We start from the raw sequence: 25,823 nt of genomic DNA on the forward strand, positions 1-25,823 counted from the left end.
GTTCGTACCTGTCCGACCGAGAGGAAAGCCGTGCCCGCCGACTTCGACGTCGTCATCGTGGGGGCCGGAGCGGCTGGTCTGAGTCTGGCGTACCACTTGTGCGCGCCGGACAGCGCTGCACCGCTGTCGATCGCCCTGGTCGATGCCCCGCCGGGGCCTTTGAGGGCGCCGCCGCGTACCTGGTGCTTCTGGGAGCCACCGGGCGGTGCCTACGACCCGCGCCTGGCCGCCTCCTGGCAGCAACTGCGGATCCGGGCGGCTGACGGGGCCGCCACGGTGTCCCGGCTCTCACAGTTGCGCTACAAGATGCTGCGCTCGGACGCCTTCGAAGCACTGGTGGACCGGCGGTTGTCCCGTGCACCGGCCTTGCGTCGGATCGAGGCGACCGTGAGCGCCGTACGCGATATCCCGAGCGGTGGTGGCGAGGTCCTCACGCAGGACGCGTCCGGCGAACGCGTCCTGGCGCGTGGCCGACTCGTCTTCGACTCCCGTCCGCCCCGCCGCCTGCCGCCCGCCCGCACCACCCTCCTCCAGCACTTCACCGGCTGGTTCGTCCGCACCGACCGTCCCGCCTTCGACCCGGCGACCGCGGACCTGATGGACTTCCGTACGCCGCAGCCCCCTCGCGGGCTGTCGTTCGGCTACGTCCTGCCGCTCGACCCGCACACCGCGCTGGTGGAGTACACCGAGTTCTCGCACGCTCCGCTGGACGCCGACGGTTACCGGCGCGCCCTGCGCCACTACACCCGCGAGGTGTTGAGGACCGGTGAGTTCCACGTCACGGCACAGGAGCACGGCGTCATCCCCATGACGGACGGTCATTTCCCTTACCGGCAGGGACGTTCGGTCTATCGCATCGGCACCGCAGGGGGAGCGACCCGGCCCTCCACCGGCTACACCTTCGCAGCCGTGCAGCGACAGAGCCGGTCCATCGCCGCCCAACTGCGCGCCGGACGCCCGCTGCGCATGCCCCGTCCGTACGGGCGACGGGCGCAGGCCATGGACGCGGTGATGCTGCGGGCGCTGGACAGCGGCCGGGTGGACGGCGCCGACTTCTTCGGCCGCCTCTTCCGCGGCGTTCCCGGCGAGCGGCTGCTCCGCTTCATGGACGGCAGTTCGCGGATGCACGAGGACCTGCTGATCGGCCTGCGGACACCGGTGGTTCCCATGCTGCGGACCGTCGTCGAACTCCCCTTCACAGCCCGGCGTCAACGCCCTGCCGCCTCGGTTCCCCCCTCACCGACCGACCACCAGGAGAGCACCCCATGACCCTGCTGCGCGGTGACGCACTGTCCGCGGCCTTCGACCACGGCTCCACCGCCTACGACCGGCTCGTCGCGGCCAGCCCCGGCTACCACGCCCACCTGCGCCGCTCCGCGCGCAGGCTCGGCCTGGCGGAGGGGGGACGCGGGCTGCGCGTGCTCGACCTGGGATGCGGCACGGGCGCCTCCACGGCCGCGCTCCTCACCGCCGCTCCGCACGCCCGGATCACCGGCGTCGACGCGTCCGCGGGCATGCTGGACCGCGCGACGGCCAAGAGCGGGCTCGCCGGTGTCGAATTCGTGCACGCACCGGTCGAGGAGCTGGCCGACCGGCTGCGCCCCGGATCCTTCGATGCGGTCTTCGCCGGATACCTCTTCCGCAACCTCGACGACCCCGACAGGACGCTCGACCTGGTCCGCGGCCTGCTCGTGCCGGACGGCCGCCTCGCCGTCCACGAGTACACGCTCGGCGGCTCACCCGTCCACCGTGCCGTCTGGAACGCGGTCTGCTCGCTGATCATCCAGCCCGCCGGGCGCCTCGCCGGGGACGCGGAGCTCTACCGTCACCTCAAGGACAGTGTCGCCCGGTTCGACACGGCGCCCGCGTTCGCGCGGCGGTTGCGCCGGGCCGGCTTCGCCGGCGTACGCGTCCTGCCGCTGCCCGGCTGGCAGACCGGGATCACCCACACCTTCGTCGGCAGCGCCACCGTCGGCGCGGGGGAGCGGTCGTGATGCTCCGGCGGGACGGCGGCGGTGGCCACCGGCGCGGCCGGGACCGGCAGGCGGCCGTCGTGCCGGCCCCGGCCGGCCGCGCCCGGTTCACGGGAGAGGCCCCCACGGTGGCGGTCGTCGGCGCGGGCATCGCCGGGATCGCGGCGGCCACCCTCCTGGCCGAGCGCGGCGCGCGCGTCACCCTCTACGAGAGTGAAACCTGCCTCGGCGGAAGGCTGTCGGGATGGCCCACCGAGCTCGCCGACGGCACCACCGTGACGATGAGCCGCGGGTTCCACGCCTTCTTCCGCCAGTACTACAACCTCCGCGGCCTGCTGCGCCGGGTCGACCCGGGCCTCGGTTCGCTGACCCGGCTCCCCGACTATCCGCTGCGGCACAGCTCCGGCCTGCACGACAGCTTCGCCCGGGTGCCGCGCACGCCTCCGCTCAGCGCGATGGGATTCGTCGCCCTCAGTCCCACCTTCGGTCTGCGGGACCTTCTCCGGATGAACCCGAGGGCGGCTCTGCCGCTGCTGGACGTGCGGGTACCCGAGGTCTACGACCGGATCGACGGCATCAGCGCGGCCGACTTCCTCGACCGCATCCGCTTCCCGGAAGCCGCCCACCACCTGGCGTTCGAGGTGTTCTCCCGCAGCTTCTTCGCCGACCCGCGCGAACTGTCGGCGGCCGAGCTGGTGCTGATGTTCCACATCTACTTCCTCGGCTCCAGCGAGGGCCTCCTCTTCGACGTTCCCGGCGAACCGTTCCCCACCGCCCTGTGGGACCCACTGCACCGTTACCTCGAGAGCCACGGCGTCGACGTACGGACCCGGACACCGGTCCGGCAGGTGCGTCCCCGGCCGGACAACGGCCTCGACATCGCCACGGACGACCGCACCACGCGCTCCGACGCCCTCGTGCTCGCCCTGGACAGCGGCGGCCTGCGCCGCGTCGTCGCCGCCTCACCGGACCTCGGCGACGCCGACTGGCGCTCACGGATCGCACGGCTGCGCAGCGCGCCGCCGTTCCTCGTCTCGCGACTGTGGCTCGACCGGCCCGTGGCCCGGGACCGGCCGGGCTTCCTCGGCACCAGCGGTTACGGACCGCTGGACAACGTGAGCGTCCTGGACCGCTGGGAGGGGGAGGCCGCCCGCTGGGCCCGGCGCACCAGGGGCTCGGTCCTCGAACTGCACGCCTACGCCGTCGCGCCGGACGCCGACCGGTCCGCCGTACAGCGCGAGGCGCTGCGGCAACTGCACCGGATCTACCCGGAGACCCGCAGCGCCCGCGTCATCGACGAGCGCCACGCATGGCGGGCGGACTGCCCGATGTTCCCCGTGGGCGGCTATCGGGACCGGCCGGGCGTGCGCAGCCCCGACCCCGCCGTCACGGTGGCGGGGGACATGGTCCGCACCGACCTGCCGGTGGCCCTGATGGAACGCGCGGCCACCAGCGGGTTCCTCGCCGCGAACGCCCTGCTGGAGCGGTGGGGCGTACGCGGCCAGACGCTGTGGACCGTGCCGCGTACGGGACGGTCGGCCCTTCTGCGCCGGCTCGCAGCGCTGGGAGCCGAGTGATCGCCCTCCACGGCAGGCCCTGGGCGGTAGGCGGCCGCCGACCCGCCCCGTCAGCCCGGGAGCCTCCCGCCGGCGCGGAGTTCCCAGCGCCTCTCCGCGTACGCCAGGTCGTCCCGCCACAACCGGCCGGCCGAGGCGCGCATCAGGGGGCGCAGCAGCGGCGCGGCCGCCCTGGCCACGGCGAATCCGCGACGGTCCGACGCCGCGACCAGCGCCTCCGTCACGGCCGTTCGGGGCCGCCCCCGCTCGTCCGGAGCGAGGGGAGTGGCGTGCGTCTCCACCACGGACCCCGCGCCCTCGCCCTCGATGATGTGCATGACGACCGTACGGGGCTCGGGCGCCGTGAACCGGGCCCGGACCGGCACCACCAGCCGCCCGGCCACCTTGAAGGACACATCGACGGTGAACCCGTCGTCGTCCGCCGGGCCGTCGGCTGGCGTTCCCGTCACCGTCAGGTCCACGAAGGAGTACGGGTGGAACCACGCGCCGTGCCACGGGTCGAGGCGGTTGGCCACCACGTCCTCCGGCTCGCAGCGGCCGACGCCCGAGTAGACCGCCTCAACAGCCTCCAGGGTCCTCGGCCGGACGGGTACGTAGGGTCTTTCCGAAGGGGACTCGCCTCCCATCCGGTCGAGCCGCACCCAGAGAAGGACGCCGTCGTCATAGGCCGGATAGGGCTCCCATCCGGCGAATGGCCCGCCGTCCAGAGCCAGCCCGTGCCAGTGGCAGACCAGCGTGCCGCAGCGGACGGGGCTGTCGCGCAGCGGCGCCCCCAGATGCGGGCACGCCCCCGGGCCACTGCGGAGCTTCCCCTCGCGGTCGCGCCACGCCACCACCTCGGTGGAGCCGACCGTGACCCCGAGGGTCCGCCCGGGAGGAAGGCCGCGCGAGGCGCCGATGACGTACCAGTTGCCGGAGGGCCGGCCCTGCGCACGTTCGAGGGCCTCCGCGATCAGCGCCGGCTTCGCGTCCCGCCACGTCGGAGCCTGCCGCTCCCACGGCACGGGGGCGCGCCGCAGCCGTAGCGGAATGCGCCCGGGACGTCGGGCCGCGGGGCTCATACCGGCTCCTTCCGCCCCGCGCATGCGGCGTCCGCCACCCGTGGACGGGAGGCCGCAGAGACATCTCCTCGCTCAGCCGGCGTCTCCCGGCGCCGGCTCACCGTGCGCACGGCGACCGCTCGGGCCAGCCCGTCCAGCGCCACGGCGGCCCGTCGTCGGCGCGGGACGATCGCCCGACGGTGCAAAGCGGCGTACCCGTCCGCCTCGATCGCGTCGAGGATGGCGCTGTACAGCACGAACGCCGTACGGATGCAGGGCCGAGAGACCGCGGCGAGCATCGCGATGCCGGGCAGGGCGTCCCGGTAGACGGCCCGGTTGTGGGCTGCGGCGGCCCGCAGGACGTCGGTGATCCGGCCGTCCCGCGTGCCCGTGCTCCGGCTCCACTCGAAGCGTTCCCGCTCCACCCCGTGGGCGGCGAGCAGCTCGGCCGGCAGGTAGAGCCGGCCCCGGTCCAGGTCCTCGCCCACGTCGCGCAGGAAGTTGGTCAGCTGGAAGGCGACACCGAGCGCGGCCGCGTGCACAGCCGCTTCCTCGCGCGGCCCCACCGTACCCAGCACCGGCAGCATCTGGAGGCCGATCACCGCGGCCGAGCCGTGCATGTACCGGCCGAGCTCCTCGTACGAGGCGTACCCGCCGACCGTCAGATCGCTGCGCATGGAGGACAGGAAGTCGGTGAAGTGCCGGTGGTCGATGCCGTACCGGCCCGCTGTGTCGGCGAGCGCGCGGATCACCGGCTCGGTGGCCCGGTTCCCCCGCAGCCCCGTCTCCAGCTGGGCTTCCAGCGCGAGCAGGGCGCGAGCACGCTCCCCGGCAGTGGCCGTGCTGTCGAGATCGTCGACGATGTCGTCGGCCCAGCGGGCGAAGCCGTACAGGGCGTGGACGGCGGGCCGCCGGTCGACGGGAAGCAGCCGTGTCGCGAGGAAGTACGTCTTGCCGTGGCGTGCGTTGAGGGCGCGGCAGCGGGCGTAGGCGGCTCGGAGTGCGGGGTCGTGGATGCCTGCTGCGTCGAGTTCACGGACGGTCATGCGCTGGAACCTCTCGGGGCAGGGTACGGGGCGGCCCGGGGGCCGGTGATCCTCTCCGCCGCCAGCTTCCCGGAGATCAGGACGGTCGGCACGCCGACGCCGGGCGTGGTGCCGCAGCCGGCGAGGACGGCGTTGGCCGTGCCCCGCACCAGGTTGCGCGGGCGGAAGGGACCGGTCTGGGGGAAGGTGTGGGCCACGGAGAAGGGGGTGCCCGCCGCGTGCCCCTGGGCGGTCCAGTCGACCGGCGTGACCAGCCCCTGCTCCTCGATCGCCGCGCCGAGGCCGGGCATCTCACGGCGCTCCAGCTCGGCCAGCAGCTCGTCCCGGTAGCGGGGCCCCAGCTCCCGCCACTCCCGTACGCCGGGCCCGACCTCGGTGTTCGGGCAGGGCGCCAGCACGTAGTGGAGGTGCTTGCCCGGTGGCGCGAGGGAGGGGTCGCTCGCGGTGGGCCGGGTGATGAGGAGCGAGGGATCCGACATCAGGCTGCCGCTGCGGGTCAGCTCGTGGAAGGTGCTCTTCCAGGCCGCGCCGAACGAGATGGTGTGATGGGCCAGATCCGGCCAGGTTCGGTCCGTGCCCGCGTGCAGGATCACCGCGGACGGCGAGTGCCGCAGGGGGAGGGGCCGGTGCGGGCTGCGGCCGAGCAGCCGGTAGCTGATGGGCAGATCGGGCGTCAGGACGACAGCGTCGCAGGGAATGCGCTCCTGGTCGGTGACGACCGCGGTGACACGGTCGCCCGACCGCTCCAGCCGGGTCACGGCCTGCCCGTAGCGGAAGACGGCGCCCGCGTCGGTGGCCGCGTCGGCCATCGCACGGGGCAGCGCGTGCATGCCACCTCGGGGGAAGTACACGCCGGCCACCGTGTCCATGTAGGCGATGACCGCGTACGCGGCGAGTGCCCGCGCCGGAGGGACACCCGCGTACAGCGCCTGGAAGGAGAAGACCCGGCGCAGCCGTTCGTCCGAGACGAAGTGCCCGATCCTGGCGTCGAGCCGGCCGAAACCGCCGAGAGCGGCGAGCCGGGCGAGGTCGGGGTGGACGAGCTGGAGCGGCGAGTCGAAGTTGGAGTCGATGAACCGGCGCATCTGCACCCGGTAGAGGCGCTCCAGCCAGATCCGCAGCCGCCGATAGCCCACCGCCTGCCGGGCCCCGGCGAACTGCTCGACTGCCGCCTCCATCGCGGCGCCGTCGGTGTGAACATCGAGTTGGGATCCGTCCGCGAACCGGGCTCGGTAGGCGGGATCCAGCCGGATCAGCTCCAGCCGGTCCGCCATCCGCTCCCCGACCGCGCCGAAGGTCTCCTCCACCAGATCCGGCATGGTCAGCACGGTCGGCCCGGTGTCGATGCGGAAGCCGCCCGACGTCAGCAGTCCCGCCCGGCCCCCGGGCACGCCCTCCCGCTCGACGACCGTGACGCTGCGGCCCGCGCCGAGCAGGTGGAGCGTAGCGGCCAGTCCTGCCAGACCGGCACCGACCACCACCACATGGTCGACGGGCCCTTTGACCGTGATCACTGGGTGCCACCTCCTTCGGCCGCGGTCAGGAACCGGGCCGCAGCAACCGTCCCGCTGCTGTGCCCGTGTGTCCCACCGGGGTTGGCGGGGGAGTGGCCGGACCGGTCTCCGGAGACCGTGCGCAGCAGACCGAGCAACTGGCGACCGCCGTGCGCGTCGACGTCGACGGCCTGTCCCAGATGGCGTACGGCGTGGTCGTGGAGGCGCTCCGCCTCCCGCTCCACATGGGCGCGCGCCCCCGTCGCCTCGAAGACGCCGCGTACGTCCGCGAGATCCGTCTCGGTGAGGTCGGCGTCGCCCGTGACGCGGCCGAGGACGGCGAGCGCTTCTTCGTCGCCCGCCGCTTCGGCCCACGTCCGGGTGACAGCCAGCAGGTAGGTCGGCTTGCCCTCGCGGATGTCGTCGCCGGACGGCTTCCCGGTCAGCGCCGGGTCGCCGAAGGCCCCGAGCAGATCGTCCCGCAGCTGGAAGGCGATTCCGGCGCACCGGCCGGCGGCACGCAGAGCGTCGGTGGTCCGCTCATCGGCGCCCGCCAGCGCGGCGCCGATCGCCAGAGGCCGCTCGACGGAGTACGAGGCGCTCTTGAGACAGGCGGTCCGCAAGGCCTGCGCCACTGAGGACCCACGGCTGACCTGGCCGTGCAGATCCAGGTACTGTCCGGCGACCATCTCGGTCCGCATGGCCCGCCAGAGGGCGCCGATCCGCCGACGCTGGGTGGCGGACAGCACGGTCTCCGCCAACGTGTCGTCGGCCCAGACAAGTGCGAGATCCCCCGCCAGCACGGCCGCCGAGGAACCGAACGCGGAACCCCGCTCGGAGTCCGGTGAGAGCCCCGCACGCTCGGCCAGAGCGATGTGCACGGTGGGCTTCCCCCGGCGAAGTCGCGAGCGGTCCATCACATCGTCGTGGATCAGGGCGCAGGTCTGGATCAGTTCCAGCGCCACTCCGAGCCGCAGCGTGGCCGAGGTCTCCGCCGCACCGCAGGCGCGCATCCCCCACCACAGAAGGCGAGGCCGTATCCGCTTTCCGCCGTCGAGCGTGAAGTCGGCGACCCGCCGCGCCAAATCCTCGGAGAACAAGGCGTCGCTCTCCAAGGCCTCGGCGACCCGTTCGGTCAGCACGGCCCGTGCGGTGCGCAGGACAGCATCGACCACATCCGCGTCGACGGCCCGCACGTCCTCGGACGACAGAGCAGGATGGCGGCACCCGTCCGGCTCGTGGACCGGTTGCGAGCGCGCGCCGAACGAGTGCTCCGTGGGCTGGGGACGGCCCATCTCACGCCTTTCCGGGATCAGTGGTTCCGTGATGATGAACGACTCGTCACTTCACGCGGACGCGTTCCCCCTTCGCCTGCCTTCGTGCACTGCCGATCAGGAGTTCGCACCGCGCGGAATCAGGCACTGATGAGAGCTGATCACGCCAGCCGCACATGCTCGGGGGAGAAACACCCCGGACACGCCATGACGGCGGCTACCACGCCCGTATGGCCCACGTGGACGGACGCCCGCGACGGTTCCCCGTACTGGGGAAGGACGCGGCGGTGTCACGGTCGGCGATCTCTTGCAGGGGCCACAGACGGAGGGCGAGTTCGGCCGGCCGTTGGGCGTCGCCCCTGCATTGCTCTGTCGTGGCGAGGAGGGGGTGCGCGGCTCTCTCGACGTACGGTTCCCGGGTGGTGCGCAGACCGTACGGCCACCCCGGAGCGGGGCGCCTCCGAGATGGATGACCGGGCCGACGAAACAGCCGACGCCATCCTGGGCACACGGGGCAGATGTAAGGACTGCAGGGGTCATCTGCTCTTGACCGGATCCACGGTATGTGGAGATAGTGCGTGGGCTGGAGTAAATTCGTTCACTTCTCACACCGAAGACGGGGATTTCATGAAGACGAACATCGGCTTACGAGGCGTCATGTCCGTGCTCCTCACGACAGTCGTGCTCATCGGCGGAGCGACGTCGATGGCGTCGGCGGAGCCCACCCCGCCCCTCGAGCCCCTGCCCGCCTGCCCTTCCACTTCCCTCTGCTTCATGCACGGCGGTGAACTCGTCGACGAGTACTACCACGTGACTCCTTGGCAGTATCTTCCCCTTCCGTTGACGGCACCGCTCCACGTCGTCAACATGCGCCAGGAGTCCGCCTGGATCGGTGACACCAGGGGTGGTGCCCGGTGCGTCGGGCCCGGGGAGACCGTCGCCATCCATCTGGGCACGATCGACACCGTGCGTGTCACCGACTCGGTGGAGTGCCGGCTCACCTGAAGGAGCGTCTTGCCCCAGCAGGGGCGTTGATGGCTCGGGTGACGTAGCTGCGGGGACCGAGTGATCGGGCCGGGTGTGACCGGCAAGGGGCGGCCGGTTCACGCAACGTCCCGGACCAGGGACCATCCGCTTCAGGCGAGTGCGCTACAACGACACAGGTCAGTTTCGGCAGGATCCGGTAGAAAACCGCCCAGGGCTCCACGGTCAGCTGCAGGGGAGCCATTCCAGGTCGATCATCGATCCGATTCGGTCACTGTGTGGGGCAACGGCAACTGCTTCCACCTCGGTGACGCGGACGGTGACGTGATCGATGCGGCCGCCGACTGGCACTGCCGTGCCCAGAACCTGGACTCGTGAATAACCTTGAAACCCTTCCGGCCCGGGGTCATGTCGAGCGGTCTCGACATGACCCCGAGGCGGCATCGAGGACGCACACGCTCGGCTCGGGGCCCTGGCCCTCGGCTTTGCTGACGAGCCGTCGGAGGAGATCGTTGAGCCTGTCCAGCACACCGTTCCTCTGTCAGGCGACGATGTTCCCGTAGACCGTTCCCGCGGAGCGAAGCCATGCGGAAGCCGCCGCCAGGGGATACCGGTGCGGTCCACGAAGGACCGCGTCCATGATCCGGCGCAGCTCGCGCTCGGGCGGGCGCCCGGCGTCCAGCCCCTTCCTTCTCCGTCCGGCCCTCCGGGGCGATGGAATGGGCTCCTGAGGTTCCCCATGGGCATCGGACAGGTCACCCGGGTGGGACCGGTGGCGAGGCATGTTTCGGCAGCACCGTCGGCCGCCCTTGAGTATTGATGCGCTTGATATGCCCTTCGGCGCTCGAAAACCGGGGAGGCGCTGTCCGGCTGTCCGGCAGGCGGTCGGTCATGACGGAATCTTCTGAAAATCCGCCCCTGCTCGGACAATCGCGTCCTTTTCTCGGAACTGTGCCGTAACGTCACGGGTTTCGCCTGGTATCGGCGAGGTAGACGCCCTTTTGGCAACCCATGAGCTGCTGCCGTCGACAGAAAGACGACGGCGAAGCGAAAGGGAATCGCTCTCGATTTCGAGGCGGGCCAGGAACCGACTACCCAGGAGAACCATGACCTTTCTGGACGGAAACCGCAGTGCTCCTCAGGAGCCGGGCGCACTCCCCACTCCTGCGCCGATGCCTGCCCCGAAGCCGACCATGCTCGAATCCATGGGCGGCCTGGCGGGCTTCATCTACTCCACGGTCCCGGTCGTCGTGTTCGTCGTGGCCCATTCCCTGCAGCCCACCTCGGTGGCCATCACCGTGGCGATGGCCACCGGCGTGGCGCTCACCGTGCTGCGCCTGCTCCGCGGCGAGCGCTTCGCCTCGGCGGTCGGCGGGCTCGCCGGCGTGGCGGTCGCCGCGGGCATCGTCATGCTGACCGGATCGGCCAAGGACTTCTTCCTGCTGGGGATCTGGGCAGCCCTCGCCGGCTTCGTCGTCGCGTTCGGCTCCCTGCTGGTCCGCAGGCCGCTGACCGGCGCCGCGTGGAACCTGCTGCACGGCGGCAAGCACGCCTGGCGGGACGACCGAGCGGTGCTGCGGGCCCACGACATCGCCACATCGGCCGCGGCGATCGTGTTCGGCGGGCGGTTCGTCGTCAAGCAGTGGCTCTACGTCCACGACTTCACCGGCTGGCTGGCTTTCGCGAAGATCGCCATGGGCACCCCGCTGACGATCGTCGCCGCACTCGTCGCCGCCTGGGCGTTCCGACGGAGCTCGAAGCGACTGATTCGGGAAACCTGACGGGAACACAGGCCGACCGCGCGGGAAAATCCATCAGGAAGAGGGCGAGAGTGACGAGTCATCACACACAAGGCGAGGCACTCCGGGCACTCGGAGCATTCGAGAAGAGCATCGATCTCTATATGCACAGGAATCCCGTCCAGTTCTCCCTGGTAGCCGAGATCGGCCGCCGGATCACCAAGGACGATCTGGCGCGGGCGCTGAAGTGCGTACAGGAGCGGCATCCGTTGCTCAGCGTCTCGGTCGACCGAAATCCGCCGGAACCCGTGTACCGCAAGGCGCAGGGCTCGATCGGTGTCGAGACGGCCGCCGCGGGCACCCCGTGGCAAGCGGTCGTCGCCACCGAGCAGACACATCCCATCCCGCCGGAGCCCGGCCCGCTGCTGCGCGCCGTCCTGATCCCCGGAGCCGCGGGTTGCTTCATCGTGCTGACCTTCGCGCACCAGATCACCGACGGGATCGGCGGTCTGCGGGTGCTGCTGGAACTGGTCGCCGCTCTCGACGGCGATGAGCGCGGAACGGCACACGGCCTTCCCCGGGCACAGGAGGACCTCCTCGCCGGTCTCGACACCGTACCCACCGATCCCCGCGACACGGCCCCCGTGGCATCGCCGCCGGAGGACGAGCGCATGAGCGCCCCCGGAGACCTCGCACCGTTCTCCGGGCTGCTGCCGCACGTCTCCGCCCTGGCCCTGGACCCGGACGTCACCGCGCGGCTCGTCGAGCGCTGTCGCGCGGAGGGCATGTCGGTGCACGCGGCCCTCTGCGCGGCCGCTTCCACGGTGTTCCACCGGCGCGGCCGCGCCTTCGTGACCGTGCTGAGCCCGGTGGATCTGCGCCGCGCGGCAGGCTTGCCGGAAGACGTCGCCAACCGGTTCGCGGGCGCCCGGACGGCGAGTGGAGCCACCGAGGCGGACGACTTCTGGGCGCTCGCCCGGGGGCACCACGAGGCGCTCGGGCGGCAACGGTCGCCGCAGGCGCTGCAGGCCGGCTCCGTGGCTCTGTCCCGGAACGCACCGGCGACTCCGCAGGACGCCGAAGCGATGCTGGCCGCCGCCACAGCGGCGGACATCCAGATCACCAACCTTGGCGCGACGGAAGCGTACGAACCGGCCGGGTCGTCCCTCAAGGCCCTTTGGGGACCCGCACAGCTCACTCAACTGCGAGGTGAGCACGTCCTCGGGGTCGTGACGGTCGACGGCCGCCTGCGGATGACGGAACTGACCCACGACCCCGTAGCCGCCCTCCTCCCCGAGCTGGGCGCCGTACTGGCCCAGGCGTGCACCGCGACGGAACAGGCGCCGATCCCGCGTGACGGAACAGGCGCCGATCCCGCGTGACGGATACCGCCTGCCACCCGCGTGCGCACCCCACCACCCGCCCTTCCCCGCTCCCTTCACCCCGGCCCCCACGAGGAGAGACGTTGTCCCATCTGCCATCACGCCTCCGCCCGACGATGATCGCGGCGGCCGTGCCGCTGCTGCTTCTCGTCGGGGCATGCAGTCCGAGCACGTCCGACGCTCCGCAGGCGGCGAATGCCTCGAAGAGTCCACCGACCGAACGGGACCGTTTCGCGGAGCAGAACCTCGCCTTCGGCTCCTGCAAGGGGTACGGCACCACTCCGGCGGACGAGAAGGCCTTCGCCGCCCCCCGCCTCCAGTGCGCCCGGCTGAAGGTGCCGCTGGACTACAGCGACCCCGAGGGCGGGACCGCGCAGATCGCGGTGCTCCGGGTGCCCGCGCGAGGGAAGTCGAAGGGACCTCTCCTCCTCAACTCCGGAGGCCCCGGAGGCACCGGCCAGAACTTCGCCGCGCAGACGGGCGCGGCACTGGCCAAAAGCCCCGTGACCGAGCGATTCGACCTGGTGGGATTCGACCCACGGGGAGTAGGGGCGTCCAAGCCGGCCATCAGCTGCTTCAGCAAGGAGGACTACCTCGCCGGCGACGTACGGACCGAACTCGTCCTGACGGCGGGCCGGTTCTCCGAGGACGACACGAAGCGACTCGTCGGCAAGTGCGCGCAAGCCTCCGGCGGTGAGCGGAACCTGGGCAGTGTCAGCACCCGCGACACCGTCCGCGACATGGACATCCTCCGGTCCGCTCTCGGCGCGAAGAAGATGAACTTCCTGGGCCAGAGCTACGGAACCCGCATCGGCGCCCTGTACGCCGAGCAGTTCCCCGGAAACGTACGCAGCATGGTCCTCGACGGCGCCGTCGACCCCCACCTCGGCAGCGAGCGGCGGCTTTCCCAGTACAGCGGCTTCCAACGCTCCTTCGACAAGATGGCCGAGGCCTGCGCCACCGCGGACGACTGCCCCCTGGGCACGGATCCGCAGCGGTCGACCGAGGAGTTCCAGAAGATCGCCCGGCCACTGCTCGACAAGCCGCTCGCCTACGGGGACGGGGCGAAGTTCACCTACAACGACCTCATCGACTCCGTGATCTCCGGCCTCTACTACCAAGCGGTCTGGCCGAAGATCACCAAGGGGCTCGCGGACGTACGGTCGGGCAACCCCGAACAGCTCCTCGCCATTTCCGCGGCCTTCAGCGGACGCGGCCCGGACGGCAGCGGCGGCAACTTCGACGTGGCCAACTACGCCATCACCTGCATGGACGAGGCACGCATGACCCCCGAGCAGGCGGTCGACATGCGGGGCAGGACCTACGAGGCGGCACCGTTCGTCGACCCCGGCACCGGGACCGAAGGGGCCCGCGACACCTGCGAGTTCTGGCCGGCCGAACCGAAGACCACGTACCCCTTCCCCGACCGGGTCGACGGGCTGCCCGCCACTCTGACGATCTCGATCACCGGCGACCCGAGCACCCCCCACGCGGCCGGCGTCAACCTCGCCAAGACGCTCGAAGGGAGCCTGCTCACCGTGAAGGGGGAACAGCACACCATCGCCGCATCAGGGGTCAACGCCTGCGTGAACAAGGCGGTGGCCGACTACCTGATCCACCTGCGAACCCCGTCCGAAACCGCCGCCTGCACCCTCTGAAGACCTCACCGAGGCCTTCCCGGCGTGACCTGCCACTACGCTGCCGGTACCGGGGCGAGGGCCGGTGCCGGTGCCAGCACCGGGTGAGCACCAGCACCGGGTGCGGCGCGCCCCCACCATCACACTTGACCATGCCCCTGCGGCATGGTTTCCACTGGACCCCTTCGGCGTGACCGCGCCGAGGTCACCGGCTGTCGAGGGAGACACCCATCATGGCGTGGAGCACCCGCGAGATCGCGGAGCTCGCCGGGACCAGTCTGAGGACGGTGCGGCACTACCACGACATCGGGCTGCTCGACGAGCCGGAGAGACGCTCCAACGGCTACAAGCAGTACGGCGTCGCCCACCTCGTCCGGCTGCTGCGGATCAAGCGCCTCACGGCCCTCGGATTCTCGCTGACCCAGATCGCCTCCCTACGCGATCACGAGCACCCCCGGGACGCCCTGCAGGCCCTCGACGCCGAACTGGCCGCCACCATCGAACGCCTGCAACACGCCCGGGTCGAAGTCGGAGCACTGCTGCGCAGAACCGCCGCGACCGACCTGCCACTCCAGTTCGCCGAGGCGGACGACCCCGCCGAACTGCCGGCCCCTGACCGCTCGTTCGTCACCGTCATGAGCACGATCCTCGGCCCGAGCAGCCTGGGTGGCTACGCGGACCTGCTGCAACAGGACCCGGACGCGGTCGCCCTGGAGCTCGACGACCTTCCCGCCGACGCCGACGAGCAGACCTGCCGGGAACTGGCAGAACGCCTCGTGCCCTATGTCCGCGCACTGCACGTGGCACACCCCGGGCTGAACAACCTGGCCACGGACGCCCCACGCGGCCAGGACCACGCCGCGCAGACCATCGGCAAGGCGATCAACGACCTCTACAACCCGGCTCAGGTCGACGTGATGCGTCGCCTTGGGGCCCTTCTCGCACCACCGGAGGAAGACAGCCCGGCCTGACCCGGGCCCCGCCCGCACCGGGTTGCCCACCGGCTTGGCAGGAACGGCGGTAGCCGTACCACGGCGCCCGGGAGCACCGATCACCGTGGCCGTCCGGGGCTCAGCCACCGCGACGGGGCCCTGGAGGACAGCGCCTCCAGGACCCCGAGGATCAGCCCCGATCGTGGTCCGGGCTCGAGATCCTGAACGTGGCGACGTCTTCTCCGGTGGTCCACCGTTGGAAGCCCGCCTTCTCCAGTACCCGGACCGAGGCAGGGTTCGACAGTTCCACGTCGGCGGACACGGTATGCACAGCCGGCGAGGCGAGGGCGAACTCGGCCAGGGCCCGGGTGGCCTCGGGGGCATAGCCCCGGCCGCGGCGGGAGGCCACGACGCCGTAGCCGATCTCCAGGACACCGTCGCCGGGCGGCCAGAACAACCCGATGGAGCCCACCACCAGGCCGCCGTCGCGCTCGATGATCAGGCGGTGGCCGTAGGCGCCGAGCCAGGCGGGGTACTGGTCGAAGAAGCCCGCGACCACGCGATCGCCATCGGCGGGAAAGTCGTCGGCCCAGTGCGGGGACCGGGGGCCGTCGAGGACCGCGGTGGCCTCGCTCACGGTCCAGGGCCGCAGGACGAGGCGCTCGGTGGCCACAGGGGCGGGGGAGGGAGGGGAAGGCACGTGTCTCTCCTGGTCATGGGAAGGACCGGCCGCACTCTGCTATCGCGCGGGCCGGATGAGGGCATGCTGACGAAGGCTCACGGCAGCCATATTCATCAACCCCCTCATCTCGGGACCACGCGTCTGTCGCGCTGGCGTGAAGCTAGCGGCCTCGCCTCAGCCGGGGCAACCCATTTTCCGGCCCGCGGGCCGGGGAGTTTCGCTCGCTTCGCGGCGCGGATGCTTGGCTGCGGTCAGGGCGTGGGATGCGGCGCGGGTCGATGAGCATGATGGTGGTGAGGACGGCGACGACCGCGAGGACCGCGGACGCGCCCAGCACGGCTCGGGCACCGTCGGTGACGGCCTGGCTGCCGTGGCCGCCGTAGAGGGTGAAGACCGCGCCGAGCGCCGCGGTGCCGACGCCGGCGCCGAGAGAGGCGAGGGTGGAGACGGTCCCGGCGACCATGCCGACCCGTTCGGGGGCCGAGACCCGCACGGCGACGGCCATCACTGGGGAGCCGGCGACCCCGCCGCCCGCTCCCCAGGCGAGCAGCGGCAGGACCAGGGCCCACCACGGCGTGTCCGGCGCGATCAGCGACGCCAGTGCGGCGAGGCCGGCCCCTTTGAGCGCGTAGCCGAAGCCGATCACCAGGCCGGGAGCCCAGTGGCTGAGCAGCTTGGAGCCGACCATGCCCATGGCGATCTGGGCCAGGAAGATCGGGGTCATCAGCAGGCCCGCCGCCGACGGGCTCAAGCCGAGGCCGTCGGAGAAGTACAGCACCAGGTAGACCGAGCCGCCGATGGTCAGGACGCGGGAGAGGAAGATGGCCAGCATCGCGCCGGAGAACGCGGGCCCGGCGAACATCCGCAGGTCCAGCGTCGGCACGGGCACACGGAGCTGTACGGCCAGGAAGGCGGCCAGGGCCAGGCCGGCGGTGAACAGCACGGTGGTGTCCTGGCCGGACCACGGTACGTCGCCGGGGCGGAGCATCAGCAGGGTCGCCATGCCGAGGCCGAGCATGAGCAGCAGGCTGCCGAGCCAGTCCGGTCGCCCAGCTTCCGGCGTGGCCGGTGAACGCGGCAACACGCGTGTGGCCAGCACCCAGGCAGCCACCCCGAGAGGCAGATTGATCGCGAAGACCACACGCCATCCGAAGGCGTCGGCCAGTACCCCGCCCAGGGTCGGGGCGAGCAGGCCGGCCGCGGTCGCGAACGAGCCCCAGGCGCCGATGGCGAGGTTGCGTTCCTCGCCGGTATAGCGGCCGGAGAGCAGGGGGATGCCGTTCACCATGATCGCCGCCGCCCCCGCGCCCTGGACCACACGGGCGACGTTGAGCCACAGCAGAGCCGGTGCCACGGTCGCGGCCAGGGACGCCGCGGTGAACACGGCGATCCCGGCAAGGAACAGCGGCCGTCGGCCCCACCGGTCCGACAAGCTTCCGACGACCTGGGTGAGTGCGCCCATGGCGACCATGTACGTCACCACCACGGACTCGGCCGAGGCCCCGTCCGCGAGCTCTGCGCTGATCAGCGGAAGTCCGATGGCCACGATCGTGAGGTCGATGACCACCAACCCGGTGGAGGCCATCACGAGCACCAGGACCCCGCTCAACGGCGGTAACCGGCGGGATTTCTGAGCCTGCATCGAATTCGACCTCCGGACGTGAACGGACGGGACGGGCGGGAACGGACGGGAACGGGCGTGACGCGGTCAGCCTGAAGGCGCCCACCGCTAAAAGTCAACATGTGTGAAGTTCAAGCGGAGTCGTACGCTGTCGCCATGCCTGCCGCCGCCTCCCGCCGCCGCCCCGCCACTCGCAAGGGCCGCCCCGTTCTCACCCGAGAGATCATCGCCACCAAGGCTCTGGAGATGGCCGGCACACAAGGGTTCCCGTCCCTCACGATGCGCGCGCTGGCGGCCGAACTGGACGTCACTGTGCGGGCGCTGTACAACTACGTCGAAGATCGCCAGGACGTCGTCAACCTCGTCGTCGACCGCATGCTCAGCTCCTGGAACCCGCCCCCGCTGCACCCCGCGACCTGGGAGACGTCGGTCGCGGAGTACGCCGGCTCACTGCGCGAGCTGTACCGCCGCTGGCCCCGCGCCCTGCTCATCTCCCTCGACGAGGCCACCCCCCCGACCTCGGTGCACCCCAACCGCCTGCTCAACCTGGACCGCTTCCTGCGACTCCTCAAGGACATCGGCCTGGACACCCCGGCGGCGCTCGCGGCTCATCGCCATCTCTCCCTGCTCGTCCTCTCCTTCGCCCTCCTGGTCGAGCAGCCCGGGGACCGGTCCGGAGCCGACCGGAGCACACTCGTCCCCGACACCTGGCTCGACGACCACGCCGATCTCGACATCCCCACCCTCCGCCAGGCAGCCACCCTGCCCCTCCCCACCGCGGACGAGCAGTTCAACCAGCTCGTCTCCGCCGTCACCACCCAGATCCGCAGCGAACTCGCCATCGCCGACGTCCCCGCGTGACACATCAGAACGGCAGACGCGCGTAGGACTCCAGCGCCATCGGATGCCCGATCTCCCTACGGACCCGAGTGATCTCGATCGCCTCGTCGACACGGCCCCAGCCCTCCAGCAGATCGGCGTAACCGCGTTCGAGCAGCCGCGAGACCAGCTTCGGCGGTATGCAGCCGGACCGCCTCCGGGCCCGGTGGCCAAGATCGGTGGCGTCCACGAGCAGGCACCTGGCGTTCGCTCCTGCCGCCCTTGAACAACCCGCTCCCAGCGCGAGGAAGCAGCAGATTCGTGCTGGACCGGTGCCGAGAGGATGCTCGTACCCGCCGTCTGCGCGTCAGCGCGTCAGCGCGTCAGCGCGTCTGCGCGTCGGTGTGCCGTACGCAACGGAGACAGGCGGAGTTCCGGTGGGAGCTCCGCCTGTCGCCCGGTCAGATTCCGCACGGGGTGGGTGGGGGACCTGGTGTGTTCGGTCGGGGGTGTCGAATCACTGCTCAGAAGTAGACGTTCCAGGTGATGCCGGCCGAGCCGCTCCTGCCCGTGCTGTCGGTCACGGTGACCGTGCTGGAGCGGAAACCCCAGCTGGTCGGGGCCCCGGAGACGGTTCCGGTCGCGGGGTCGATGGCCAGTCCGCCCGGGAGGTTGGTGGCCTTGAAGGAGTACGGGGCGCTGCCTCCTGTCGCCCGGAGCGGGAGGGTGACGGGCCTGCCGATGTAGGCGGTCTGGCTGCCGGGGCTGGTCAGGGTGAGCGTTCCGCCCTGGCTGCCGGTGACGTTCCAGGAGAAGCTGGTGGAGCCGGTCTTGCCTGCGCTGTCAGTGGCGGTGACGGTCACGTTGGAGGTCCCGGTCGTGGTCGGAGTGCCGGCGATCGTTCCGGTGGCGGGGGTGATGGAGAGACCGGCCGGCAGCCCTGTGGCCTTCCAGGTGTACGGGGCTGTGCCCCCTTCGGCACTGTTGCTGACCTCGGCCGCGGTGCCCACGAGGGTGGTCTGCGTGGAGACGGCGGAGACGGTGACGCCTCCGGGCTGAGGGGTGGAGGTGACCAGGACGGCACCGAAGCGCGTGATGGCCTCGTTGACGGGCTGGAAGATCGTGTACTTCTCTCCGCTGCCCGAAGTGCAGGTCGCGCTGCCGCCTCCGGAGTGCAGGCCTACGGCCTTGCCTCCGGTCGCCGTGACGTAAGCGCCCCCGGAGTCCCCGCCCGCGGAACAGGCGTTGGAGTAGGAGAGGCCCTCGATGACGACGCTGCCGTAGTCGACGCTCTGGTCGACCTTGGTGACTTCGCCGCAACGCAGGCTGGTGGTCTGCCCCGACCGGCAGATCGCACTACCGACGAGTGCGTCGGCCGACCCTGTGACGGTGATGTCGCCCGCTCCGTACCCGGACACGGTGGGCGCGAGATTCCAGTTCGGCTGGTCGACGTCGACGATGCCCATGTCACCCTCGCGGGCGTTGACGCTGCCGGTGCCGTTGCGGTTGGACGTGCCGAGACGGCTTCCGTCCTTGCCGTAGGCGGCCTGGTTGACGTCGTTGGTGCAGTGCCCGGCCGTCAGGAACGCTTTGCCGCCACCGCTGCGGGTGACGGGGAACCCTATGGAGCACGGGCTCTCGGATCCTGGAGTCCACTTCTCCCCGCCGACCACGTCGGCCTGCTGCCGTGGGGTCTGGTCGGAGTGGTTGATGTGAACGATCGGCCCCAACGTTCCCACCTCGGCGAGGAAGGCGTCGGTGGCCGCGGTCCGGCCGCTGCGGGTGACGGTCACCTCGATCCGGTTGTTGCGGACGTCCGGACCCCACGACTGCACTGCGGCCACGCCGGCTCCCGCCGACTCGGAGACGTGCCTGAGGGCCTCGGCGAGCTCGGCCCGTGTGTGGGCGGCGGAATGAACGATCGCACCGGCGGCTCGTGCCTCTGGCGCGTCGGCCGGATCGGCGACAGCCGCGTTGAGCTTGCCGGAGGCGGCGTCGAACCACAGTCCGGAGACGCGGTCGCCCAGCTGCGCGCGTATCCGGGTCGCGGTTTTGGCGGCCGCCGACTCCTCGCTGACGCGGCTGCGGACCTCCTCGGGCGAGAGGGCGAAGTCGCGCTGCATGGCTTCCATGAGCTGGGGTGGGACGGAGGGCTGGGGCGACCCGGCGGCGGTACCGGGCAGAGCCGCGAGTCCGACGAGGGTGAGGGCTGCGCTGAGACCGAACAGCAGGGGGCGATAGGAGAGATCAGGCACGGAGAAGTCCTCTCGGAGGGAGGGATGGACCGACGGCTGGGGCTCCGGACGAGACCGGGACGCACCTGACCGGCGGCTGGTCGAACGGCCCCGAACAGCACCGGACCGGGAACCGGCACCGGACCGGAATCCAAAAAGCCGGAGACCGGAAACCGGAGCAGGGTCCGGCCAGTCCGAAAACCATTCGGGGAGATGGCCAACACGTTCCGCCCGGAAGGGGGCCGGGAGCATCGGAGGAATCCCTTGCGCGCGGTCGGCCACGAGCCGCATCGGAGCGTCGTGGCGCAGGAGCGGAGGATCAGCCGTGTTCAGCGGCCGCCATGGGCATCGCCGGGCGGGTTCGTGACGTACGGCCCCGTTCGGATTCCCGCCCGACTGTGTGCGGCGATGCACTCGTTGACGGCGATGCACTCGATGACGGTCATGGCGACGATGACGGCGATGACGGCCATGACGGCGATCGAGTTTCCGGAGACGTCCAGGCAGGGGAACGGTCGCACGGGTCCCTACGACCATTTGAGGATGAGGAAGACGACACACGTACGGGGAGAAGGTGAGCCGCACGGGCCCCGCGCCCGCCGCCGACCCCGCCACGCCGGCGCGGTGCGGCTCACCTCGACTCCACGATGCGGTCCCGGGCCCGCTGTGCCATCAGGGAAAACCCTTGAACCCGCCGGCGTCGACACCCGGCTGTTGTCACAGCACCGGGCCGGTCCTACCGTGCCCGTGTGATGGACGTCGAAGCGGTCACCGGCCCGGACGCCGAGCGCCTTTCGTGGCACGACACGGTGAAAGCCGTGGCGCGTGCCCTGAGAAGCGAGGGCCGTGTCGCCGTGACCGGCGTCTGGGGGTCCGGAAGGACCACCATGCTGGCCGAGGCACTGGACGCTGCCAAGGAGGAGGGCCGGACCCAGGTACGGGTGACGTGCGCGGACGGCGACCAGCACTACGTGTTCGGCGGCATCGCACAGTTGCTGTCCGCCCTGCCCGAACCGCTCCCCGCCCCGATGCGCACCGGCTGGGCGACGGCGGTGGACCGGCTGCTGCACCGGCCCCCCGGCGGTCCGGCAGGACTGGAGGAGATCGCCGAAGCCCGTTGCGCGGTGGCAGGGCTGCTCCGGGCGACGCCCGGCGTCGACATCGCCGTCGACGACGTGCAGTGGCTGGATGAAGCCAGCGCCGACGTTCTCGGATACGCGTCACGCACGATCGCGGCGACCGGTCTCGCCGTACTGGTGAGCGAACGGACTCCGGGCAGACCCGGAGTGGCGGGGCGCTTGCTGGGAGGCCACCCGATGCACGTTCCCATCTCCGCCCTCGACCTTGCGCTGACGTCCGCTGTCGTGGCCCGCCACGGACTGCCCCACCGGTCGACGAGCGCCGTGTACCGGTACTGCGGGGGACATCGCCTGCTGACCGAGATCGCGTGTGCTGGACTGGCCGCCCGGCCCACGCCCGACGGGCAGGACCTGCCGCGTGCGGTGGTGCAGACCGCGCGGGACTGGCTGGCGACGCTTCCCGCTCCGGTACGCGCCACTCTGCTGGTTGCGGCCCTGGCCCGGCGGCCCACGGCTTCTCTGCTGAAACGTGCCGGACGCTCCCGAGCTGACGACCATGTGCGGGCGGCGGTGGCCGCGGGCGTGCTGTGCGACGACAGGACGGGCGACGTCCGGTTCACCGCGCTCGCCCTGGCCGACGCTCTGGTCGGGGTCGCCGGACAGCAGGAGCAGACCGAGGCCCACCGATCGCTGGCGTGCGCCGAAGCGGACCCGGTGCACGCCGTCCGGCACCGGGCGCTGAGCCGCTCCGAGGCCACCGATCAGTGCCTGGCCGAGGACACCGCGGAAGCAGCCGGGCGTGCCAGGGCCGACGGCCAACGAGGGTTGTCCGCCGAACTGTTCGTGCTGGCCGCGGAGCTGACGCCGGTGAACCGACCCAGTCTGAGACTGAGCCGATTCCTGACCGCGGCCAAGGAGGCGGCCGCGGCCGGTGACAGTCGTCTCGCACGGCGGGCGGCGAGCGCGGTCGCCGCGTCCCGGCCGACACCGGCCGAACACGTGGCTGCGCTTCTGGCTGTGGTCGACTCCCACAGCCAGGCGCTGGCCGAGGCCGCCGGTCTCCTCGAGCGCTGCCGCCGGCTTGCCTCCAGAGACCCGCAGTTGCTGGCCGCGGTGGAACTGCGGGCCGCGATCAGGGCGAACGTCTCCGACAGCGACCCGCACGAGGCACTGAGGGCGGCCAGGAAAGCGGCGGAACTGGCCCGCACTGCCGGACAACCCGTTCTGGAGGCGGCTGCCCTGACCATGCGGGCACGGATGGAGCGTGTCCTGAACAAGGGAGACAGCAGACACACCCTGGACTGTGCGCTCGCCCTGAACGTGGCGGCCGAGGCCGACGGGATCGGCAACAGTCCCCAGTACCTCGCCGCCCGCCACGCGATCTTTGACGACCGTCTGACGGAGGCGAGGTCCCGCCTGACCGTGCTCTTGGCGGTAGCCGAACAGCAGGGCCAGGAGGAGGACCTGGTCGACATCTGGCGCAGTCTCGCGGAGGTCGAGGTCCGCAGCGGTGTGTGCGCCAGGGCCCTCACCTGGGCCGGCAAGGCACTGGACGCCTCCGTCGCTGCCGGTCTCTCCCTCGGTCCGGCCTGCTACACGGCCGCCCTGGCCCAGAGTGCGGGCGGCTCGTTCGCCGCAGCACTGCGCTACGCGACCTACGGGGAACGCGCCGCACGGGAAGAGGGCGATGTCCTGCACCGGAACCGGAACCTGTGGATGGCCGGAGCGGTCCGGCTCCATACCGGCGACATCAACGGAGCGGTCACGGCCTTCGCCCGACTCAACCGGACCGAGGACGACCATCGGCCCGCAGACCCGTCGGTGTTCCGCTGGCAGCCCGACGCGATCGAGGCCTTCATCGCCGCTGGAGAGCTCACCGTTGCGCAGAACTTGATCCTGGCGTCCCCCGCCGCGGCACGCCAGGACAGCGCCACCGGCGCTGCCTGGACACGCGCCCAGGCACTGCTAATGGCCCGTGCGGGCGAGACCGACCGTGCTGTGGAACTTCTGCGCGCCGCAGCCGAAGTGTTCTGCCGCAGTGGGCTGCCTCTGGAAGAAGCCCGTACGCACCTGGCACAAGGCCGGATCCAGCGCGCCCATCGACGCCAGGCAGCCGCACGCATCGCGTTCCAGGAGGCGAGGGACCTCTACGTCCGGGCTCGGGCCCGGCCGATGCTCGCCACCGTCCAGGAGCACCTCGACCGGCTCAACGGACAAGGACGTACACGCAGCCAGGGAGACGGAAGGACCGAACTGACCGACTCCGAGGTGCGTTTGGCAGATCTCGTCAGCCGAGGCGCGACCAACCAGCAAGCGGCGCAACAGATGTACATCTCCGTCAAGACGGTCGAGAGCATGCTCAGCCGGGTCTACCGGAAACTCCAGATCCGCTCCCGCACGCAACTCTCGGCCGCCCTCACGACATCCACCGGCTAAGCACCGCGGACGCCACCCCGCTCACGAACCCCACCGAGACCGCCCGCCGAACGCAATGGCCCGCCCGCCGAACCGCCCGCTGCCCTGCTCGCCGCCACTCAGCCGAACTTCCTGGAGCCTGCCGTTCAACCTCGGCGTGAGGTGAGTCGAGCGAGTGACTCCGTGGGCCCGCAGAGCCATGCGAGAAGAGGGCTGGTGACCACGAACCAGTGGACGCTGATTCGGCCTTGCTCCTTGTCCAGGATCAGAGGGGCGTCATCCCGGTAGACGTAGCGGAGGTATCGGCGACGGATCGGCGCTCCGGCTATCAGCAGCACGGGCGAGGCGACAAGGATGGCCACCGGGACCAGGGCCCTTGCGGTGGTGAGCTTCGCCTTCTCCTCGTATCGCACTGCGCTCAGTGTGCTACTCCTCGAAGCTGTTCGGCAGCCAGTCCTGCGGACTTGGATGCCGATTCATTGGTGGGCGGGTCGGCGGTTGGTCAGATGGCCGGCAGCATCTGATCAGGCCCCTCTGAAGCAGCCTCGGCATACTCTGCGAAGTTCACGTCGCCGAGTGCCAGGTCAATCTTGACGCCGTACACCGCAGCGCACACGGATTGAACAAGGCTCTCCGGCATCGTCCGTCCCGGAAATCTCCCGTCCTGGTCGCATCGCTCGTCCCCTCGCCCGCTCGCTCGCTCGCTCGCTCGCTTGATTGTAGAATTTTCCAATCAACTGAGATCTGTCGAACGAAGAGGCGTCAGCGATGAGCAGACAGGGTTCCGATGTGCCGTCCCAGCGATGGCATGGTGTGCACAAGGCGCTGGCAGACCCCCTGCGGATCCGGCTGCTGGAGGCGTTGTGGGAGTTGCCGCGATCCGCACGGGAACTCGCCGATCACGCCGGCATCCCGGTTGATCGCCTCTACTACCATCTGGGCCGGCTCGAGCGGGCCGGGCTGATCGAGATCGCCGAATACCGCCCGCTGGCCCGCGGCAAGGTCGAGCGGGTCTATGCCCCTGCGGTCACCGAACCTCCCGGGGATGCCGCGAGCCCGGAAGAGATGGTGGGGTTCCTCGGCTCGATGCTGGACGCCACCCGGGCCGATATCAGTGCCGCTTGGCGATCCAAGCAGGCGGGCGGCCTCCGAGAGGTCGATGTGCACCGCGGCGCGCTGCGGCTGACCGACGAGGCGCTCGCCGAACTACGCGCCCACATCGAACGACTCGCCACCCGATTCGGTGACCGCGAGGCCCCAGGGGTCTGGACGCGGGTGGTCATCGCGCTCGTAGACCTGCAAGACCGCCCACCCCCACATGCCGCGCCGCCCTCACCTGAGAGGTCGTCATGAAGGACAACGAGGAGCACACGGCCCACGCAGCGATCCGAGCCTCGGACGCCGAGCGTGACCGGATCGAGGCCCAGTTGAAACACCACTACGCAGTCGGCCGACTGACCCTGCCCGAGCTCGAAGAACGCGTGGCCGCGGCCTACGAAGCACGCACCCGCGAGCAACTCGATGTCCTCGTGAAGGATCTGCCGGGCGAAGCGGAATTACCCGTGTCACACACTGATGTGATCGACTCGCGCCTGCTGATCATCCTGCTGTGCGTCGCACCCCCTGCGGCACTCGTCTACTGGCTCATGGCCCAACGCACAGCCCATCAGAGGCGCTCACGAGCACAGGACCCGGATCCGACACCTGACCCGAAAAGGGAGACTGCTGACTAAGGTCTGTCCCGCAAATGGTCGTGGATACGCGAGTAATTGGCCGGGGTTGGGTAAGGAATCTCAGCCTTAAAGAGCGTTTTGTCCTGACAGGGGTGCTTCGTTGCAGTTCAGGTGGCAGGCCGCTTCGGGCCGGCTGAGGCGGTAGACGCTTGTCGTGGCAGAT

General features: G+C 70.8%; 22 protein-coding genes. 12 read left to right on the top strand and 10 right to left on the bottom strand.

The genetic code is table 11. The features are described from left to right. The first annotated feature begins 30 nt into the window (after positions 1 to 30). The 3 genes from ACH4UK_RS23490 to ACH4UK_RS23500 are packed head-to-tail and all read left to right on the top strand — an operon-like array spanning position 31 to position 3,550. Complete coding sequence (locus tag ACH4UK_RS23490; RefSeq protein ID WP_398359195.1) at positions 31 to 1,269, top strand: lycopene cyclase family protein; 1,239 nt, start codon at positions 31 to 33, stop codon at positions 1,267 to 1,269. After that, positions 1,266 to 1,994 (top strand): class I SAM-dependent methyltransferase, encoded by a 729-nt coding sequence (locus ACH4UK_RS23495; protein WP_398359197.1) that lies wholly within the window; start codon positions 1,266 to 1,268, stop codon positions 1,992 to 1,994. Before ACH4UK_RS23490 ends, ACH4UK_RS23495 begins: the two co-directional genes overlap by 4 nt. Beyond that, complete coding sequence (locus ACH4UK_RS23500) at positions 1,994 to 3,550, top strand: FAD-dependent oxidoreductase (protein ID WP_398359263.1); 1,557 nt, start codon at positions 1,994 to 1,996, stop codon at positions 3,548 to 3,550. The genes ACH4UK_RS23495 and ACH4UK_RS23500 overlap by 1 nt, the downstream gene beginning before the upstream one ends. Positions 3,551 to 3,600: 50 nt before the next feature. On the opposite strand, the gene ACH4UK_RS23505 is transcribed toward ACH4UK_RS23500, so the two are convergent. The 4 genes from ACH4UK_RS23505 to ACH4UK_RS23520 are packed head-to-tail and all read right to left on the bottom strand — an operon-like array spanning position 3,601 to position 8,424. After that, positions 3,601 to 4,611: a DUF5914 domain-containing protein gene (locus tag ACH4UK_RS23505; RefSeq protein ID WP_398359199.1), complete on the bottom strand. Its 1,011-nt coding sequence runs from the start codon at positions 4,609 to 4,611 to the stop codon at positions 3,601 to 3,603. Then, a complete protein-coding gene (locus ACH4UK_RS23510) occupies positions 4,608 to 5,636 on the bottom strand; it encodes a phytoene/squalene synthase family protein (protein WP_398359200.1) in 1,029 nt (342 codons plus the stop codon). Before ACH4UK_RS23510 ends, ACH4UK_RS23505 begins: the two co-directional genes overlap by 4 nt. After that, positions 5,633 to 7,150, bottom strand: a complete 1,518-nt coding sequence (locus ACH4UK_RS23515) for a phytoene desaturase (RefSeq protein WP_398359202.1) — start codon at positions 7,148 to 7,150, stop codon at positions 5,633 to 5,635. Before ACH4UK_RS23515 ends, ACH4UK_RS23510 begins: the two co-directional genes overlap by 4 nt. Continuing rightward, a complete protein-coding gene (locus ACH4UK_RS23520; RefSeq protein ID WP_398359204.1) occupies positions 7,147 to 8,424 on the bottom strand; it encodes a polyprenyl synthetase family protein in 1,278 nt (425 codons plus the stop codon). The genes ACH4UK_RS23515 and ACH4UK_RS23520 overlap by 4 nt, the downstream gene beginning before the upstream one ends. Positions 8,425 to 9,030: 606 nt before the next feature. Here ACH4UK_RS23520 and ACH4UK_RS23525 point away from each other — a divergent pair. The 5 genes from ACH4UK_RS23525 to ACH4UK_RS23545 all read left to right on the top strand — a co-directional run bounded on the left by ACH4UK_RS23525 (position 9,031) and on the right by ACH4UK_RS23545 (position 15,116). Continuing rightward, positions 9,031 to 9,408 carry a hypothetical protein gene (locus tag ACH4UK_RS23525; protein ID WP_398359206.1) on the top strand — a complete coding sequence of 126 codons (378 nt, stop codon included), beginning with the start codon at positions 9,031 to 9,033 and terminating at the stop codon, positions 9,406 to 9,408. 1,151 nt (positions 9,409 to 10,559) lie between these two features. After that, entirely contained in the window at positions 10,560 to 11,168 is a 609-nt protein-coding gene (locus ACH4UK_RS23530) for a DUF3159 domain-containing protein (protein ID WP_398359208.1), read from the top strand. Between the two features lie 122 nt (positions 11,169 to 11,290). Then, positions 11,291 to 12,508, top strand: a complete 1,218-nt coding sequence (locus tag ACH4UK_RS23535) for a peptide synthetase (RefSeq protein ID WP_398359210.1) — start codon at positions 11,291 to 11,293, stop codon at positions 12,506 to 12,508. Between the two features lie 83 nt (positions 12,509 to 12,591). Continuing rightward, complete coding sequence (locus ACH4UK_RS23540) at positions 12,592 to 14,166, top strand: alpha/beta fold hydrolase (protein ID WP_398359211.1); 1,575 nt, start codon at positions 12,592 to 12,594, stop codon at positions 14,164 to 14,166. Between the two features lie 212 nt (positions 14,167 to 14,378). Next, entirely contained in the window at positions 14,379 to 15,116 is a 738-nt protein-coding gene (locus tag ACH4UK_RS23545) for a MerR family transcriptional regulator (protein WP_398359213.1), read from the top strand. Between the two features lie 151 nt (positions 15,117 to 15,267). Here the strand turns inward: ACH4UK_RS23545 and ACH4UK_RS23550 are convergent, their stop codons facing one another. Together ACH4UK_RS23550 and ACH4UK_RS23555 are read right to left on the bottom strand one after the other, a co-directional pair. Further along, the gene (locus ACH4UK_RS23550; RefSeq protein WP_398359215.1) at positions 15,268 to 15,777 is read right to left on the bottom strand and encodes a GNAT family N-acetyltransferase; all 510 of its coding nucleotides are present in this window, start codon (positions 15,775 to 15,777) and stop codon (positions 15,268 to 15,270) included. 142 nt (positions 15,778 to 15,919) lie between these two features. Beyond that, a complete protein-coding gene (locus tag ACH4UK_RS23555) occupies positions 15,920 to 17,401 on the bottom strand; it encodes an MFS transporter (protein ID WP_398359217.1) in 1,482 nt (493 codons plus the stop codon). Between the two features lie 135 nt (positions 17,402 to 17,536). On the opposite strand from ACH4UK_RS23555, the gene ACH4UK_RS23560 reads away from it, so the two are divergent. Beyond that, entirely contained in the window at positions 17,537 to 18,241 is a 705-nt protein-coding gene (locus ACH4UK_RS23560) for a TetR/AcrR family transcriptional regulator (protein WP_398359219.1), read from the top strand. Positions 18,242 to 18,245: 4 nt separating this feature from the next. Here ACH4UK_RS23560 and ACH4UK_RS23565 read toward each other — a convergent pair whose 3' ends face one another. The 3 genes from ACH4UK_RS23565 to ACH4UK_RS23575 all read right to left on the bottom strand — a co-directional run bounded on the left by ACH4UK_RS23565 (position 18,246) and on the right by ACH4UK_RS23575 (position 20,954). Next, positions 18,246 to 18,449 (bottom strand): hypothetical protein, encoded by a 204-nt coding sequence (locus tag ACH4UK_RS23565; RefSeq protein WP_398359220.1) that lies wholly within the window; start codon positions 18,447 to 18,449, stop codon positions 18,246 to 18,248. A gap of 274 nt (positions 18,450 to 18,723) precedes the next feature. Next, on the bottom strand, positions 18,724 to 20,454 hold the full coding sequence (locus tag ACH4UK_RS23570) for a putative Ig domain-containing protein (protein WP_398359222.1): 1,731 nt from the start codon (positions 20,452 to 20,454) through the stop codon (positions 18,724 to 18,726). Positions 20,455 to 20,762: 308 nt separating this feature from the next. Then, positions 20,763 to 20,954 (bottom strand): hypothetical protein, encoded by a 192-nt coding sequence (locus ACH4UK_RS23575; RefSeq protein ID WP_398359224.1) that lies wholly within the window; start codon positions 20,952 to 20,954, stop codon positions 20,763 to 20,765. Positions 20,955 to 21,185: 231 nt separating this feature from the next. Between ACH4UK_RS23575 and ACH4UK_RS23580 the strand changes: the two genes are divergently transcribed. Beyond that, the gene (locus tag ACH4UK_RS23580) at positions 21,186 to 23,948 is read left to right on the top strand and encodes an AAA family ATPase (protein WP_398359264.1); all 2,763 of its coding nucleotides are present in this window, start codon (positions 21,186 to 21,188) and stop codon (positions 23,946 to 23,948) included. A 125-nt stretch (positions 23,949 to 24,073) separates the two neighbouring features. Here the strand turns inward: ACH4UK_RS23580 and ACH4UK_RS23585 are convergent, their stop codons facing one another. Beyond that, the gene (locus ACH4UK_RS23585; protein ID WP_398359226.1) at positions 24,074 to 24,340 is read right to left on the bottom strand and encodes a hypothetical protein; all 267 of its coding nucleotides are present in this window, start codon (positions 24,338 to 24,340) and stop codon (positions 24,074 to 24,076) included. A gap of 355 nt (positions 24,341 to 24,695) precedes the next feature. Between ACH4UK_RS23585 and ACH4UK_RS23590 the strand changes: the two genes are divergently transcribed. Both ACH4UK_RS23590 and ACH4UK_RS23595 read left to right on the top strand, forming a co-directional pair. Continuing rightward, on the top strand, positions 24,696 to 25,280 hold the full coding sequence (locus ACH4UK_RS23590) for an ArsR/SmtB family transcription factor (protein ID WP_398359228.1): 585 nt from the start codon (positions 24,696 to 24,698) through the stop codon (positions 25,278 to 25,280). Next, a complete protein-coding gene (locus ACH4UK_RS23595; RefSeq protein ID WP_398359229.1) occupies positions 25,277 to 25,660 on the top strand; it encodes a DUF1707 domain-containing protein in 384 nt (127 codons plus the stop codon). Before ACH4UK_RS23590 ends, ACH4UK_RS23595 begins: the two co-directional genes overlap by 4 nt. Positions 25,661 to 25,823: the final 163 nt, after the last annotated feature.

The sequence above is a fragment of the Streptomyces sp. NPDC020884 genome (genome assembly GCF_044333935.1).
In the GTDB taxonomy this organism is placed as follows: domain Bacteria; phylum Actinomycetota; class Actinomycetes; order Streptomycetales; family Streptomycetaceae; genus Streptomyces.